At 40.3% G+C, this 15964-nt stretch carries 13 protein-coding genes; 2 read left to right on the forward strand and 11 right to left on the reverse strand.

The window, feature by feature from the left end; genetic code table 11:
- Window positions 1-3: 3 nt before the first annotated feature.
- The 7 genes from wecB to DDZ16_RS18105 form a co-directional block, all read right to left on the reverse strand.
- Entirely contained in the window at window positions 4-1101 is a 1098-nt protein-coding gene (wecB, locus tag DDZ16_RS18070; protein WP_109265887.1) for a non-hydrolyzing UDP-N-acetylglucosamine 2-epimerase, read from the reverse strand.
- 32 nt (window positions 1102-1133) lie between these two features.
- The gene (locus tag DDZ16_RS21070) at window positions 1134-1268 is read right to left on the reverse strand and encodes a hypothetical protein (protein WP_262511947.1); all 135 of its coding nucleotides are present in this window, start codon (window positions 1266-1268) and stop codon (window positions 1134-1136) included.
- A gap of 59 nt (window positions 1269-1327) precedes the next feature.
- Window positions 1328-2722 (reverse strand): sugar transferase, encoded by a 1395-nt coding sequence (locus DDZ16_RS18075; protein WP_109265888.1) that lies wholly within the window; start codon window positions 2720-2722, stop codon window positions 1328-1330.
- Between the two features lie 198 nt (window positions 2723-2920).
- Complete coding sequence (locus tag DDZ16_RS18080; RefSeq protein WP_232526811.1) at window positions 2921-4480, reverse strand: capsule assembly Wzi family protein; 1560 nt, start codon at window positions 4478-4480, stop codon at window positions 2921-2923.
- Window positions 4481-4962: 482 nt separating this feature from the next.
- Window positions 4963-6207: an ABC transporter permease gene (locus DDZ16_RS18090; protein ID WP_109265891.1), complete on the reverse strand. Its 1245-nt coding sequence runs from the start codon at window positions 6205-6207 to the stop codon at window positions 4963-4965.
- Window positions 6208-6464: 257 nt separating this feature from the next.
- Complete coding sequence (locus tag DDZ16_RS18095; RefSeq protein WP_109265892.1) at window positions 6465-7310, reverse strand: T9SS type A sorting domain-containing protein; 846 nt, start codon at window positions 7308-7310, stop codon at window positions 6465-6467.
- A gap of 722 nt (window positions 7311-8032) precedes the next feature.
- Entirely contained in the window at window positions 8033-9568 is a 1536-nt protein-coding gene (locus tag DDZ16_RS18105) for a Fic family protein (RefSeq protein WP_109265894.1), read from the reverse strand.
- A gap of 662 nt (window positions 9569-10230) precedes the next feature.
- Here DDZ16_RS18105 and DDZ16_RS18115 point away from each other — a divergent pair.
- A complete protein-coding gene (locus DDZ16_RS18115; protein ID WP_109265896.1) occupies window positions 10231-10725 on the forward strand; it encodes an antitoxin Xre/MbcA/ParS toxin-binding domain-containing protein in 495 nt (164 codons plus the stop codon).
- Window positions 10709-11209: an RES family NAD+ phosphorylase gene (locus tag DDZ16_RS18120; RefSeq protein WP_109265897.1), complete on the forward strand. Its 501-nt coding sequence runs from the start codon at window positions 10709-10711 to the stop codon at window positions 11207-11209. Before DDZ16_RS18115 ends, DDZ16_RS18120 begins: the two co-directional genes overlap by 17 nt.
- Window positions 11210-11514: 305 nt before the next feature.
- Here DDZ16_RS18120 and DDZ16_RS18125 read toward each other — a convergent pair whose 3' ends face one another.
- From DDZ16_RS18125 to DDZ16_RS18140, 4 genes are all read right to left on the reverse strand, one after another.
- Entirely contained in the window at window positions 11515-11931 is a 417-nt protein-coding gene (locus DDZ16_RS18125; protein ID WP_109265898.1) for a HEPN domain-containing protein, read from the reverse strand.
- The gene (locus DDZ16_RS18130) at window positions 11928-12242 is read right to left on the reverse strand and encodes a nucleotidyltransferase domain-containing protein (RefSeq protein WP_109265899.1); all 315 of its coding nucleotides are present in this window, start codon (window positions 12240-12242) and stop codon (window positions 11928-11930) included. Before DDZ16_RS18130 ends, DDZ16_RS18125 begins: the two co-directional genes overlap by 4 nt.
- A 204-nt stretch (window positions 12243-12446) precedes the next feature.
- Window positions 12447-13457: a radical SAM protein gene (locus tag DDZ16_RS18135; protein WP_109265904.1), complete on the reverse strand. Its 1011-nt coding sequence runs from the start codon at window positions 13455-13457 to the stop codon at window positions 12447-12449.
- A 34-nt stretch (window positions 13458-13491) separates the two neighbouring features.
- Window positions 13492-15732: a sulfatase-like hydrolase/transferase gene (locus tag DDZ16_RS18140; RefSeq protein ID WP_109265900.1), complete on the reverse strand. Its 2241-nt coding sequence runs from the start codon at window positions 15730-15732 to the stop codon at window positions 13492-13494.
- Window positions 15733-15964 lie beyond the last annotated feature (232 nt).

The raw sequence follows: 15964 nt of genomic DNA on the forward strand, positions 1-15964 counted from the left end.
AAATCACCGCCTCACCAGGATTTTGGCAATTCGGCGGGCAGCCAATCCATCCCAAAGATCGGGCAATTCTCCTGTGTGCACTTTTCTGTTTAAGCAATCCTGCACGGCATTATTGGCCATCACCAGATTTTCACCGGCAAGAATATTAGTTCCTTTTTCAATAGTTACGGGGCGTTCGGTATTTTTACGAAGTGTTACACATGGCACCCCAAGCCAAGTGCTCTCCTCTTGTAGCCCACCACTGTCTGTAATCACAAATTTGGCAGACTTCAACAACCTTTGAAAATCAACATATCGCTGTGGAGGTATTATTCGGAGCCTGGAGCCGGGATCTGAATGTGGTGCCTTTTCTTTCATGAGCTTATTGAACTGCGACAAACTGCGCGGATGCATAGGAAAAATCAGAGTAATTTGCCTTGACAACTCAAACAACCAATCGACAACATTCTTAAACCGCTCAAAGTCATCAACATTTGATGGCCGATGAATGGTCACCAGCGCATAAACTTGATTCTCCAGTTCTAAATCAGTCAGAACCCCGGAATTTTCAATCGAAGGCTGAGCAAAAGCCATACTATCAATCATCACATTTCCCACAAAATGGACTTTCTCATCAGCCACACCCTCTTTCTTCAGATTTTGCATTCCCGATTTTTCTGAAACAAACAGAAGGTCCGAAATGGCATCGGTGGCGATTCTGTTGATTTCCTCAGGCATAGAGCGATCAAAGCTTCTGAGTCCGGCCTCAATATGTGAAGTCCGGACCCCCAGCTTCACCGCCACTATGGCACATGCAAAGGTTGAGTTAACATCACCCGTGACCACCACATCATCAGGGTTCACTTGGGCAATAACATCATCAAACCCGGACATGATGGCCGCGGTTTGTTTGGCATGAGTTCCACTCCTTACATCCAGATTGTATTGTGGCTGTGGCAATCCAAGATCTTCGAAAAACACCCTGCTCATAGTATCATCATAGTGCTGGCCTGTATGCACCAAAACCGTTTCAACATTCTCATACTTTGAAAAGGCGCGCCACAAAGGTGCGATTTTCACAAAATTGGGTCTGGCACCAGCTACTAATATGATTTTTTGCATGGGGTAAGTATCAAAAATTCGTTTAAAAAGCCTTAACAAGAAGACGCCATGCCCCAGAGCATATACCATGTGGCATTTCCGGTCTTCTCTATGGTTATTCCCATTTGGCTCCAACGGACACCGGCATGAAAATCAGACCAATCTCCACACCACTTTTCCGCTATCATCCATAGCGGATTTTGAACATTTAATATAAAATCAAACCAACAAATGCCCTTGTCAACATCTATTTCCCGTCCCCTTTAACCATAGTACGAATGGTTTTAAGGAAGATGACGAAATCAAGCTTCAGGGACCAGTTATCGATGTACTGAAGATCCATTTTCATCCACTCTTCAAAAGGAATATTGTTACGTCCCGAAACCTGCCAGATACAGGTAATTCCGGGCTTCATAGATAACCGACGAAGCTGCCAACGCTCGTATTGCTTAACCTCATCCGGTAGTGGTGGTCGTGGTCCAACCACTGACATATCGCCTGAAAGGACATTAAAAAACTGTGGGAGTTCGTCCAGACTGGTCTTACGCAAAAACCGCCCCACCTTTGTAATGCGGGGATCGTTGGTCATCTTAAACACGGGACCATCCATCTCATTTTGCTCCATCAGTTTCTTTTTCAGTTCTTCGGCATTGGTTACCATGGTACGGAACTTATATACCATAAATTTGCGTCCACGCAATCCTGACCTTTTCTGGGCAAAGAATACAGGTCCCCTGGAGTCGATCTTGATGGCCAGCGCCAGAAAAATAAAGATTGGCGATAACAAAATTACTACCAGGGCTGAAAAAATAAAATCAAAAGCATCTTTCAATCGTAGCTCCAGATAGTTCATGGGGGTATTGGAGATGGTCAGCATTGGCGTGGTGCCGAAATAATGAAGATGCGTTTTATTGGTCAGCATGTTAAAGAATGAAGAATACATTCTGAAAACAACCCCTACTTCAGAAGTAATCAGCAACAATCTTTCAATCTCCTCCTGATCGGGATGTTCTTTACAAAAGATAAGTTCATCAATGGTCTTGTCTCTCAAAAGTTGCTCAATATTGGTATTTTCAGGAAGAAATGGAGCTATGGCACCAAACTCCTGCTCAAGATCCTCTGTTCCGATAATGGCTGAAACATGGTACCCCCATTCTTTCATTTTTACCATTTGCCGTAAAAATGACCTGGCACTCTGATCGCCGATAACTAACACATTGGAGGTATTAAATCCTTTGGCACGAGCTCTTTTCAGGAAAGAATAATTCACTGTTTTGAACCCAAATGTAAGTACAAGATCGATGCTTGCGAATATAAGCAACTGGGTAAGATCGATAGAATGCAAAGCCAATGCCCAAACGGCGATAGCAAGTGCTCCTGTTCCAACAACAGCAAGACTTAAGCAACTAAACAAAACCGCTGAATAAGGTCTGGATCGATAAAGCTGATTGAGCCGAAAGGTACGGGCCAGTAGAAACCAAACCAAAATAATTATAAAATGAAGAATTATCGAGTCTTTATTCTGAATTGGTAAAAGACGTCCATATTCTAAAAATACTGCGATGTTGTAACTCACCAATGCAATAACAACATCCACAATGGCCAAAAAACTGTTAACAACCTTAGCTTTCTCTTTTAGCATACCTTCCCTTTGTACGAATTTACAAATCTATATTTTTTATTATCTTTTTACAACTCTCAATAAGATCGTTAGATTTTTAGATTTAAGATTCAAGACAAATCATAACCGATTGATAATATGAGCATTAACCTAAAAAACCATCAATCTATAAACAATTGATTCAAAGATCATTGCAAAAATTCAAAGAACTATTAAACTCTAAAACAACTGGTAAATTACACCAATTTTAACTCCTGAAGAGTGATAAATATCACCAGCATCCCAGGCAAAGCTGGCATTCAGTTTCAATCCATCCACAAAATCAGGCTTCCATCCAACTCCCAGCAGGGTGTACCATTGATCGCGGCCTCCTTTAAACCAGTAATCATCCACCTCATTCCAGGTGTACCGGCCGGGGTATTGTTCAAAATAGGTTCCAAAGTTGCGAGTCCAGGTAAGTCTCATTTCCCAGGAAATATTTTCTGAAATATTGCCTTTGCCTCCCAAATGCAGAGCTTTGAAACGATCGTTTTTAATGCCAACTCGGTGATTAAAATTCATTCCTGGTTTTACCTGCTTCAGTTGATCCCTGGTTAAATTAAACGGACTGCCCATGATGTGATTGCGTCTGGCCCATCCTGAAGGATAAAGACCATTGTTCATATAACCGTCACGGCCACCAAAATCATTGCCATGGTTCAACTCATCTTCCAAAATATCCTTAAACCCTTCAAGCGACAATGGCTCGTCTACTAAGATGCCAAATTTTTCCTGAACAAAGGCATTCTTGTCGTCCACCTGCTTTGGAAAAATAATTCCATTTAAATAAGGATCAGGCATTCCATTGCCACTTTGATAAGTCGTTTGTATCCACTCGAAAGTCAGATTAGAGAGCCAGTCGATTTTAACGGGTTGCCAGTTTATACCTAAAATATGATCAGTATTTCCCTGCCAGAAAAGCATACCTGATCCATCGGAAAAAGGGATTTGATAGTAGAAATGTATGGGGCCTGCTTCTGAATTGTAGTAAGTTCCAAAATCGTATAACCCCATATGAGCACCAGCAGCATTGGTAGCTTCTCCACCATCAATTTTTTCGCTTCCTTTGCCAAAAACAGTAGCAATAAAATCAACAGGTATCTCATTTTGACTATTGGGATAATTACCCCCGAAAAGAGAAGAGTGATTTAACCCTGCATAGGGTTTCCACCGATTTCCATTCCATCGAAGATAAGCATACTTTTCATGAAGCAGTACATCCCCGCTATAGGGCTGATCGGAGAGCCATCCCTGAGAAATTCCACCCCGGACTTCCAGTCTGCCTCCTGTAAAAGGAACAGGTGAGTAATCCGGAATTTCCAATGTCACCCTGGAAAAAGGCCGGTGATTGATGCCAAAAATATAGCTGCCACTTCCGGAGTTGGGTTCGGTAAAGATGGGATTAAAAGAGTGTTTTCCTGCCTTAAGGGAGAAGCTTTTCCAACGAATTCCTAAGAAGCCTGTGTGCAGATAGGTTTCATCATAGCCATCGGAATGATCAATTTCGGCTTCACCAATAACATTAAAAGCATCATATATCTTCCAATTGATATCGGCTCCAACAGTCCCAAGAATCTGGTTGCCTTGCAAGTTATTCCACCTTCCCTCCTGTTGGGAAACAAACCACAAAGGAGGAAGCTCACCGGAGTGGACAATAGCCTGGGCTGAGCCTGTCCCATCAACGTTAACCTTCGTTTGAGCAGAAAGACTCCCATGAATGGGAAGGCATAAAAATGCCAAGAAAAATATTTTATACAGACCGGTCATAAACAGTCAGGGATTGATTTTGCCGCAAAGATAATTTAATTTGGTCCGTGGTCATAAAAAAAAGAGCCATTCATGTCACGTTTGACCGAATGGCTCCTTTTTGTCCTATTTTTTAATTTTAAACCACCCTTTACCTTGAGAAAAGCATGCCAAAAGATAAAAAAGGCTCTTTTTTAAACTTTTTTAATAATTGCATTTCATAAACCCCTCAACCAGAGAAGTCTGAACAAAGCGAAAGTTATGAGATAAATTATCTGACTGCACGAAAACGAACACAACGTGTACGGAAGTGGAGAGAAAAAAGCCTCCCCTAACCCCTCCAAAGGAGGGGGACAAAATACGGTGGTGTGGGATTGAGGTTGAGACCAGGGCTGAGAAAATGAAGCATAATTCTTCACCCCATTTCACCTTCCTGCCGTTTCACCTTTCCCCCTTTTACAATCCCACCCTCTTTCTCATTCAAACCGGATAGCCTTAACAGGAGAAATGCGGGCCGCCAGATATGAAGGTCCCAGCATCATAAAGAAAATGGCAATTACAGCCCCTGCATTCAAAAGTAAAAAATGAATCAATGATAAATGAATGGGCACTGTATCCAGAAAGTAATTATCGGGATTCAGCTTCAGGAATCTAAACCAGAATTGGGCCCAACAGAATCCCAACCCCAGTAAATTGCCCCAGAACAAACCCTTTAAGGCAATGTTTGAGGCCAATGTTAAAAACACCTTTCTCAATGACCAGTCTGTTATTCCTAAAGCCTTCAGGATACCTATCATATTGGTGCGCTCCAAAATCAAAATCAACAAACCGGTGATCATATTAAACCCGGCCACTAAAACAATCAGGAAAATGATCACCACGATGTTCATGTCAAGCATATCAAGCCATCCGAATATTTGTGGCTGACTTTGTTTTATGGTTTTGGTGCGCAGCATAGTGCCATCGGGAGAAATGTGACCGGCTACAATCCTGGAAACCTGCATCCCGGTTTCTGTTATGCCCTCAAAACTACCGGTCAACAACTCGTAGCCGGAGATCTGATTGTATTCCCAATTATTGAGCCTCTGAACCTGACGCAGGTCTACAATAATGAAAGTCTCATCAAATTCAGGCAAATGGCTATTAAAAATCCCTTTTACAGTAAAATTTCGTGCCCGTATCTGATCCTCAAAAAAGTACATGGGCACTTTATCTCCAACATTTAAATTCAACATTCCGGCTATGTCGTCAGAAATCAGAATGTCGTTGGAAGCGCGGTCTTCTGACAACGTTAGTGTATCACCCTGCTCAATTATAGAGCGAAAAAATGACCATTCAAACTCCGGTCCTACGCCCCGAAGCACAACGCCCTGCATCTCATCCCGGGTCTTTATCAACCCCGGCTTGGTTGCAAATCGTTGCAGATGTTTAATTTCCGGAACTTCTTTTAGCTTTTCTTCTAAAAGTGAATCCTGTTCAATGGGATTGGTTTCAAAACTCAAGTTAAAGTCGTAACTGACCACCTGTATGTGACTACCAAATCCAATAATTTTCTCCCGAATCTCTTTCTTGAAGCCCAGTCCCGTAGCCATGGAAATGATCATGACCACCATTCCAAGGGTAATGCCGGCAACCGCCACCTTTACTACGGGGCCTGCCAGCCGTTTTCCGGAGATGCCTCCGGACTTTATTTTATTGACAATGAATAGTTCCAGTTTCATAATGTACCTCCCCTAACCTCTCCAAAGGAGGGGGATGGAGAACGGGGTGTTTATATTGTTTTTTGCAAATATAGCAAAATATGGGGCCGATAAAGCTACGACCTCCCTCTCGTTTGCAACGAGGGGGGGGGGGGTAAGAAACAGATTCTTCGTCGTTCCTCCTCAGAATGACAAAAGATAGAACGTCATTCTGAACGGAGAGAAGACCTCCACCTCTGACTCGTTGCAAACGAGGGGCAGGGGCACTTCTTAGACCTCTATCGCTTTACAAACTTCAAACTCCGAACAGTGCCATCATAAAGCTTTACAGCAATCAAATAAAAACCTTGTGGTAAAGCTGAAACATCAACTGTTTCCTTTATCTGGCTATTTTGACTAAGCACCTCTTTCCCGGCAAAGTTAAAGACTTTTATGCCATCAATTTTTCCTGAGGTTTCAATAAAAAGCCTGTCAGAAACAGGATTAGGAGAAACTTTAAGAGAAATCGTCTCTCTTGCTCCGGAAATGGAAGTAACATTCCCCAATGTATGTTTACCGAGATTTGAAACATCATCCTTTGCTAACTGAGTCCATTCACTCCCTAAAGTGTGAAAGTCGTTTTCATTATCGGTAATTAACGCACCACAGTTTATTGCAGCCTTTCGTATTAAAGTTTTATCCACAGTTTTAAGGTCCCCGAACTCCCATCTGGACCCGGGATCCATACCGATGCATCCAATAACATCCAGATACTTGTCTTCTGAAATTTTATAAAGGCACACGGCATCATCACCATTAAAATTCAAAGAGCCATCCATCAAGTTTGGACTGGAATAAATATCAGCACTGGAATGGCCTACAACATAAACAGAATTTTCAGCCAACATAGCATCAAATGTCACCTTGCCACTAGGATTCTCCAGATCTCCATTCCCATTTGTAAAAACATGGATTTCATAATTTGAAAGATCAACCGATTCGCCGGTTCCATTAAAAATTTCGATGTATTTGTTATACGAACTGCCTTCCACATATTCGGAGATGAAAAGATCGGAAGGACTTTGAGAGACAGTAACGGCAGAATACAACAATCCCACCAGCAACAACGCTGTAGTTTTAATCATAACTTTGAGTTTTTCAATGAGTTAATTATTATTGTAAAACTACAGACAAGAAATTTGAATGTCAAACAATTCGGGTAGAATATGTGACAAACGTCATTCATATTTACATAAAAGGTTGATTTTTTGTGAGGAAAGGCCTCCCCTGGTCCCTCCAAAGGAGGAGGAAAGGGCCTCCCCTAACCCCTCCAAAGGAGGGGAACTGGTAGCTCTGTTGTTTTATTTGTTTCTGTTAAGGGGAAGGGAGCTGTTTAATTGCAACTAATCAGGAATATACGACACCTTCGGCGTCGCCTTTGTTAATAATTCCTTTTCTAAAGAATGGGGGCTGTCTCAAAAGTATAAAACACCAAAAGAGTGTCATGTTGAGCGTAAGCGAAACATCTGTTTATCAAGGAAAAGATTCTTCGACAAGCTCAGAATGACATTCAACATAGAAGACAGCCTCATAGTTTTGCCTCCATAAAGATACCTCCCTATCCCCCCCTGCCCCTCGTTTGTAACGAGGGGCTGTTAACCAGTCGTCTGTGACGACCATTCTCCCATTAAAAACACCCCCTTTTTGTTTTGATATACATAGGTCTCGTCAAAGACGAGTTATGGGGAGCCCCTCGTTGCAAACGAGGGGGAGTGAAAACAGATTTTTAATGGAGAACTCGTATGCAGGAAATGATTCTCTGTCTATTATGAGCGAAGAATCTCTGAGAAAAAACAGGATAAACTTCTTAATCATAAAAAAAATCTGCAAACCTTTTTTCAATGGTCTCTATCTCTGAACTTGACAAACCTGAAAATTCTTTTTCTCTGGCTCTTTTAGACAGTTTTCCTCCATTCTGTTCCAGAAAACGAACCAGAAGCGCTACTATTTTGTCAGGCATTTCAAACTCGTCATCCAAAAAGTGCTTAAATCCGTCATATTGTTCCAAATACCTCACCTCCTGAGGGATGATATTAAAAATCGTATCAGCAACACAATCGTAAAGAAATTCTGCCTGAGGAGTTGCATCGAAGTAACGGTAGAAATCAGCTGTTTCGTTTTGCACCTTCACGTTATTGTCGGCTGTTTGTTCCCAATCAATAAAATCAAGAATAGGCTGTGAATATTGTTGAAGAACATTGCGATAATCATTTATGTAGTCAAGAATAGATGTGGAAACCGGAAAAATAAGCCCCTGCTTTGTAAAACTTTTCCTTGCCAGTATATGGTGGATCAAATAACGATGAATTCGTCCGTTGCCATCCTGAAAGGGATGAATAAAAACAAACCCAAAGGCCACCATTGCAGCAGCCACAACAGGATCAATTTCTTCCTCTTCCAATAAATGACTGGCAGCTATAAGACCTGACATAAGTTGGCCAAGATCCTTCCAACGGGCTGAAATATGTTCCGGCAGCGGTTCTCCTGTTGACCGATCATGCTCCCCCACAAAACCTCCATCGTGGCGAAAACCCAGCTTTACAAACCTGGTATTTTCAATAACCATTTGTTGCAACCTGATTAATTCATCCTTGCTAAGTGCGTTCCCCCCAGCCTGGCCAATTGCTTTTCCCCAACGGGCAGCCCGCTTACTTTTAGGACTCTCCCCTTCGATGGAAAAAGAGGCTTTTGAATCCTTCAATAATAAAAAGGCGGAGGCTCGTTGTAACAAATCTTTGTGGACATTACTCAAACGTTTATTCTGTTGCTCGGATAATCGGGCATGGGAATAGTTTACCAATTTTTCAGTCTTAAATACAAGTGGACAAAAGTCACGTGTTCCCGGCAGGTTATTGATTATTCGATGCCGCTTTGAACGTGTTCCCCTTATTGCAAATTGTGTCTTTTCATCCAATAGTTTCACATAGTTACCTTTTTGAATATCTGGCATATCCAAAGCATCCATCATCAGCCATTCATACAAAAACCAGATTTTGCGACTGTATTGTCCGGTTGGTTTTCCGGATATCATAGAAACTATTTCGGAAGACGGTATTTTTTCAAACAGCTTTTTAAAAAATAACAGGTTGACTCCTTCGTACTTTAAGGCAAAAACCAGGTGGCTGTATAGATTATTATCCGGAAGGTGGCGGGAAGTAAATACCTGCCAGCTTCTATCGCGATATTGACGGTTTTTATAACTGATTAATGCTAGTCGCCCTGGCATAGGCATTGGAAGGCTGAGAGCCTCGATAACAGCCCCATAACCAGCCAATCTTGCCTCTTCAGGGGCTGTTCGGCCATGAAAAACGGTTATTTCACGTGATATATGTATATTTTCCATGATTTTTCGTGAAAAGCAATTATTTAAGCAAATATACGTGAAAATTTATTATAATCCATGAAAAACAGATTTGTTGGGGCCTCCCCTAACCCCTCCAATAAGAGAGGAAAGGGCCTCCCCTGGCCCCTCCGAAGGAGGGGGATTGGTAGTCCTGTGGTTTTAGTTGTTTCTGTTAAGGGAAAGAAAGTTTTTTAATTGCAACAAATCAGGAATGTACGACACCTTCAGCGTCGGGTTTTTTGACAATTCCTTTTCTAAAGAATGGGGGCTGTCTCAAAAGTATAAAACACCAAAAGAGTGCCATGTTGAGCGTAAGCGAAACATCTGTTTATCAAGGAAAAGATTCTTCGACAAGCTCAGAATGACATTCAACATAGAAGACAGCCTCATAGTTTTGCCTCCATAAAGATACCTCCCTACCCCCCCTGCCCCTTGTTTGCAGCGAGGGGCTGTTAACCAGTCGTCTGTGACGACCATTTGCCCGCTGAAAACACACCCTTTTTGTTTTGAAGTAAACGAGTCTCGTCAAAGACGAGTTATGAGAAACCCCTCGTTGTAAACTTTAAGAAGTGACGTTTTGATTTCAAAAAAACGACATTTTGCTTTTCTTCTCCCTGTTTTGTATATTTGTCTTATACCAATCGACATTTTAACTTTGTCTTATGATTACACAGCAAAAACCCGGAGGTAGAAATAAACGTTCTACAAAGGACACCCAACAATCCATAAAACTCACCATGGAAAAGCTTTTTAAGGATAATAGTAACTCACCTAAAAGCAAACAGATTTTTTTGGAAAGTTTAGAAGAAAAAAACTTGTCCAGTTCTGAATTTGATACTTTCGTTAAACAAGCATTAAATTTGGGTCTAACGAAAAAAGAATATGCCAATTATTTACATGTAAATGCAAGAACACTGGATAGAAACTTAAAAGAAAAATTCACTTTGGATGTTGATAAGAAAGAAAAAATCTTGCTTCTCTGGCAATTAATGAAAAGAGGAATAGAGGTATTTGGGAGTGAGGAAAAATTTTCTTTATGGATTAGGGAATATAATACAGCACTTCAAAAGAAACCAATTGATTTGTTTTCATCAATAACAGGCATTGAAATGGCAAATAACCTATTAACCCGGATTCAGTATGGCGTATTCTCTTGAAGTATACCGTATTTGTAAGACAGAGTATGCCGGCGATTTGAAAGGAACAGGAGCCTATAAAGTAGGAGGCAGGTGGAATACACCGGGTAATTATATGCTATATACTTCCTCTTCAGTTTCATTAAGTATGCTTGAAGTTTTAGTTAATTTCTCTCCATCAACCTTTCCTGAAGGCATGAGTTTAGTGATAATAAGTATCCCAACAGATTCAATCAGCGAATTATCAATTGAAAACCTAAATGATAAATGGGCCAGCCTACCCATTGATTATTTTTCACAATCTGTTGGTGATGCGTGGTTGGAATCAAAGGAATCTCTCACCCTCACAGTGCCAAGTGTAATAAATCCAAGAGAAATAAACTATTTGGTAAACCCTTTGCATCCTGATTTTAATAAGGTACATATTAAAGAAATCCTTCCGTGGAACTTTGACTCAAGATTAATGTGGCCTCCCCTGGCCCCTCCAAAGGAGGGGGATTGGTAGTCCTGTGGTTTTAGTTGTTTCTGTTAAGGGAAAGGAAGTTTTTTAATTGCAACAAATCAGGAATGTACGACACCTTCGGCATTGCGTTTTTTGACCATTCCGTTTTCTATAAACATACCTCACTATTTCCCACCTCTGCCCCTCGTTTGTAACGAGGAGCTGTTAAACTGTCGTCTGTGACGACATAGTCAACCAAACGAACTAAGTGATATTTGTAAAACAACTCGTCACAGACGAGATCTTAACGATCCCTCGTTGCAAACGAGGAATCGTTACAGCTCCTATGTACCTCTATAAACAAAGAACTATCCTTTTTCTTTAGTATTTATCAACGTTTTAACCACAGAAATGAATTCCTCAGCTAAAGGAAGTATTTCTTCGGCCATATCTCTATCATATCTCACAAAATCATCGTAATCCCCTGTTATTCTATCATTAAATAACTGGTTATAAAAACGGCCCAGTCGTGGAGAAACCTTTTTCTCAACAACAAAGTGAAGTCCAAACATCTGTTTTACTCCTGCGTGTGTCCGTGCTGCAATCCCTTGTTTAACCAGTAAAGCAATCACAGCATAGTAACAGGCATAATATAACCGATTTACTGCTGCATTGAAAAAAGAATTATCAATTAAAGTTTTGGCTTCCATCAAAGTCTCTTTGGCTCTTTCTAATCGGTACTCAGACAATGCATTAATGCTCCCGGGATCCATTTTTTCTTTCATAATGGCACCCCTTCATTTTGAATATTAACATAAAAAGGTGTCTTAAATGGGCGATTTTCCCATTCTTTCCTTGAAAAAACCACAGGGCTAACAACAACACCTGTTTCCAGTTCCAGATCAAATAAAGGGCCGGTCACTGCACTCCTATCACTGTAAGTTAGAGGATACTTATTGAGCAAAATGAGAACATCAATATCTGAATCAGGCCGGGAATCCCCCCTTGCTTCTGACCCAAAAAGAATAATCCTTGCATCAGGATTCTCTTTTTTCACAACGCTTTTAATTTCATTAATAATCTCTCGCCTGTTCATGGAACACTTGCCTGATTAGTATGCAATAATTTTAAAGATAAGAAATTTTGGCCAAAAAGGAAACTGTAGCAGGTTAATTGCAACAAATCAGAAATATACGACCAGGGTACAAAGATGGATCGAAAGAGGTACAGTTATAAATGAAAAACAGGCCGAAGGCCTGTTCTTGATCAATGATAATTTTTATGGATAGAAAGCAACTCATCATGAGAGGTCTTCATATTTTAATGATTTATCCAATCCGTTACCTTCACTATTCTTTCTAAGAAAAACCTTCCAGAGCTGAGGAATCCATTTATCGGATTTCCGATATTCTGAAAATGAAGATTGTTGCCAGTTGACATCCAATTGACCGGCGGTTTTTGGAGAAATATAAGTATATACAAGTCCGGCTATATCAGAATCATGATTAGGCTTGTCATAGGATGCGTCCATGGTATTGGCAAGTAACCTTATATTTCTTTGACCGCATTCTTCTTCCAAAATCCTGATGGTTTCATTGTACTTAGGAATTAAGTCTTCCGTCAGCTGTTTTCTGTATTTTCCACCGATGTCCATAATGGGACGGATCTGCAACACATCAACAGGCAATTGTCTAAATACTTCAAAAAAGTCTTTCAACTCCTCAAGATTCTCTGAATTGACGGTATAATTTATTCGAATGGCTGGTTTCTTTTTATCTCCAGATTGCTCACGGATCTGTTTAATATTTGCCATTACCTCCAGAAACTTTTCATAACTGGCCCCGGTCATGAATTTCTCGTAGGTTCCTTTTTTCACCCCATGTACTGAGAGCGTGATCTCTCTCACTCCCGTTTCTTTCATAACCTCAATGTCATGACGCTTTAATGTTTGTCCATTGGTGACGATGCCAATATCCGGAACACCATACTTTTTGGCCAGTTTAAAAAGTTCAAGATATCCTGGATGCTTGGTGGGTTCAGCTCCACAACCAACCATCAGCTGAAAGGACCGGGGAAATAACACACGCGCAATCCCTTCCATCTCTTCTTTGGTAAGAGCTCCTTTTTGCTTTTTCCGAAATTCAGCAGAACTAAAGCTGCACATCCGGCAAGCCAGATTGCAGCCCAATACCGGGTCTATCCGGATAGAAAGATGCCGGAGACCAAATTTGGATGCTGCAAGCAGTCCAAGAAGCTTGAGTCTGCGGCTTTTTATGCGTTGGTGAAGACGCAGGAGGGTGTAGAAAGTCATGAGAATCTTTTTTTTAAAACAAAATAAAATGCACTTAGTTTTGATAAAAGTTCCATTCATCTGCATATATCCCATAAACATTATCCAACTCATAACGAACCACATAATTCTCATCAATTAACGGATCAAAATTTATGTGGTAGACAAAAACTTTTATTCCATTATTCTTCAATTTTCGAATGAGTTCCATATTGGGAGAAACGTAATTCCTGGAAATAGCAACATAGGCCACACCTAATTCTTTTAATTTATCGATCTTGTTCCCTTTTAAGTTGTCTACAACAACTTGGGATGGAATTGCTCCTTTTATTCCAGCCTTAACTGCTGTTCGTACTGCCGATTTATCAAAAAGTTCCATCATTAGACGGCCTTTATCAACAAATGCAGCAGCAAATTCAATCGGTTTATTAATCTTATCAGTAACCAGTATAGCCTCCTGATGATTTTTAAACCACTGATTAATACCATCCATTGTTAATGGAGAAAACTTTTTGTAGATTTTTTGCTCCCGGAACTTCTGAAACGATGGAGGAAGGGTTCCTTCATATCCGGTAATCTCTGCCCAATGCTCCCAGTCATGAGCAGCAACAAAATGCCCGTCTGATGTTTCAATAATATCCAACTCAAAAAGTCTAAAGCCTTTCTGATAACTTTCATTGAGGGCTTCTAATGAATTGGTATATTTATATCCATCAATCATTCCTCCTGCATGTGCAATAAACCGACTTGTATCCTTAACGTACTCATCATAATTTGCTGACACCACAGGGATCTTCAACTCTTCTGATTCATATCGTTGTAATCCTGCTTGATTCAATGCTATCAAATGGTGCATATTTTGATCTATAAAATGCTCTATGTCCTCTGAAACATAATCGGTTAAAAATTTAACATTTGTACTTATACCTGCTCCATCAATAAACATCCGAGGGAGATCAACCTGATATAGAGGGCCTGTTTTAGTAAAACTTTTCTTTTCCGCATTAGTTAGAAAAAACAATCCCCGCTCACCAATTTCCCGAAGTTTGGAGGTCATTCCCATCTTAAGATGATCAGGATATATATATACTACAGTATTGTCCAAAACATTCTGCTCCTTCAAATAATCAATAAAATCACCCAAAAGATAATCCACTGCGGAAACCATAAACTCAATATTGGTCGCCTGTGGGGATACATATTTCTCCATCCTGGCATCATATTTACCATCAGGGAAATGTGTATCCAATGTAGATATATAAATAGCAAATGGGTCATTTTGAGACAAGGATGCTTTTATTTCCTTTTTGGCTTGTTCAAAGAGGTCTTTATCGTGACAGGGACGACCAATAATATCTCTATCAACAATTTCATCGAACTGAAAAGTATAAAGCATTTCCTGAGTTCCGGAATAAGCTGCTTTACTGGTAATGTATTTTACCCGGTATCCTGCTTTTTTTAAAGCATGGCTCACACCACTTATTTGAGAATGAAACGAATTTTGAAAAATTGAATTTCCCTCCACTCCAAAATACGCCGGTAAACCAACCAATGAAGCATACAATGAACCACTTGTCCATTTTGCTCCATTATTCTGCTCCATTTCGTAATATCTCCACCGATTCTTTAATGAACGTAATTCTGGAGTAAGATGCCTCATTTTCTGGCTTAAATACCCTCTTTCATAAGATTCTAACGATATAGCAATAATATTCTTCCCTTTTTCCGCCCATACATCCTGAGGGGAGACATAATCTTTCATCCCTAAATCCTCCAATGCCTTTAAAAAGGATTTCCCCTCAACATTCATGGAGGCAAAGAAACTTCCAGCTGCTTGAATAATACCACCCTGCATACTCATAACAAATACTGAAATTAAAACTACGCCCCAACGAAAAACATTTTTGTGCGGCATTTTTACGGATGTCCGCCCAGTCACTCCATTCAATTTGTCAAAAATAATTCTGAAAACACGTGGCGCCTGAAATAAAAACCACCACAAAAGCCCCCAAATAAGAATGATTACTGTGCCCTGAACAACATATATATCAAGCATCCCTACAATATCCCTCAGATTTAGGTGCACATAAAATTCATAGCCAATAAATGTCTTAACAAAGTATATAGATACCAGTTCGAAACAAAGAAACAAAGACAGGAGACCTGATACAGTTATTCTCAGTACTTTTCTTGAAATCCAGGTACATATTACAAAGGATAAGGCAAATAAAAAAAGTAGATTAAGAAGTTCTATCCGAAGATCTGATAGTTGGGATAAGATTGAAAGGATATACATATTAACACATTGTTTTTTTTAAAATCTGCACATTACATTGGGAAAGCTTCACAAGGGGTAAAGCTTAATAAGCAAAAAAGACATAAATAAAAAAACAGGCCAAAGGTAAGCCATCGGTCTGCCACGTATTGCATCCTCCGGCCGGCAGCCGTTACTTTGTTGTCAAAAAATGAGGATGACACTGACAACTTTTAAGCAACTCTACCAAGAATACCAGGAATCGGGCCTGAAG

This window comes from Marinilabilia rubra, assembly GCF_003121985.1.
GTDB classification, from domain to species: Bacteria; Bacteroidota; Bacteroidia; order Bacteroidales; family Marinilabiliaceae; genus Marinilabilia; species Marinilabilia rubra.

Bases quoted from the DNA above. Each gene is read 5' to 3' on its own strand.
- wecB (WP_109265887.1), bottom strand. From the start codon at position 1,101: ATGCAAAAAATCATATTAGTAGCTGGTGCCAGACCCAATTTTGTGAAA.
- DDZ16_RS21070 (WP_262511947.1), bottom strand. From the start codon at position 1,268: ATGATAGCGGAAAAGTGGTGTGGAGATTGGTCTGATTTTCATGCCGGT.
- DDZ16_RS18075 (WP_109265888.1), bottom strand. From the start codon at position 2,722: ATGCTAAAAGAGAAAGCTAAGGTTGTTAACAGTTTTTTGGCCATTGTG.
- DDZ16_RS18090 (WP_109265891.1), bottom strand. From the start codon at position 6,207: ATGAAACTGGAACTATTCATTGTCAATAAAATAAAGTCCGGAGGCATC.
- DDZ16_RS18095 (WP_109265892.1), bottom strand. From the start codon at position 7,310: ATGATTAAAACTACAGCGTTGTTGCTGGTGGGATTGTTGTATTCTGCC.
- DDZ16_RS18105 (WP_109265894.1), bottom strand. From the start codon at position 9,568: ATGGAAAATATACATATATCACGTGAAATAACCGTTTTTCATGGCCGA.
- DDZ16_RS18115 (WP_109265896.1), top strand. From the start codon at position 10,231: ATGATTACACAGCAAAAACCCGGAGGTAGAAATAAACGTTCTACAAAG.
- DDZ16_RS18120 (WP_109265897.1), top strand. From the start codon at position 10,709: ATGGCGTATTCTCTTGAAGTATACCGTATTTGTAAGACAGAGTATGCC.
- DDZ16_RS18125 (WP_109265898.1), bottom strand. From the start codon at position 11,931: ATGAAAGAAAAAATGGATCCCGGGAGCATTAATGCATTGTCTGAGTAC.
- DDZ16_RS18130 (WP_109265899.1), bottom strand. From the start codon at position 12,242: ATGAACAGGCGAGAGATTATTAATGAAATTAAAAGCGTTGTGAAAAAA.
- DDZ16_RS18135 (WP_109265904.1), bottom strand. From the start codon at position 13,457: ATGACTTTCTACACCCTCCTGCGTCTTCACCAACGCATAAAAAGCCGC.
- DDZ16_RS18140 (WP_109265900.1), bottom strand. From the start codon at position 15,732: ATGTATATCCTTTCAATCTTATCCCAACTATCAGATCTTCGGATAGAA.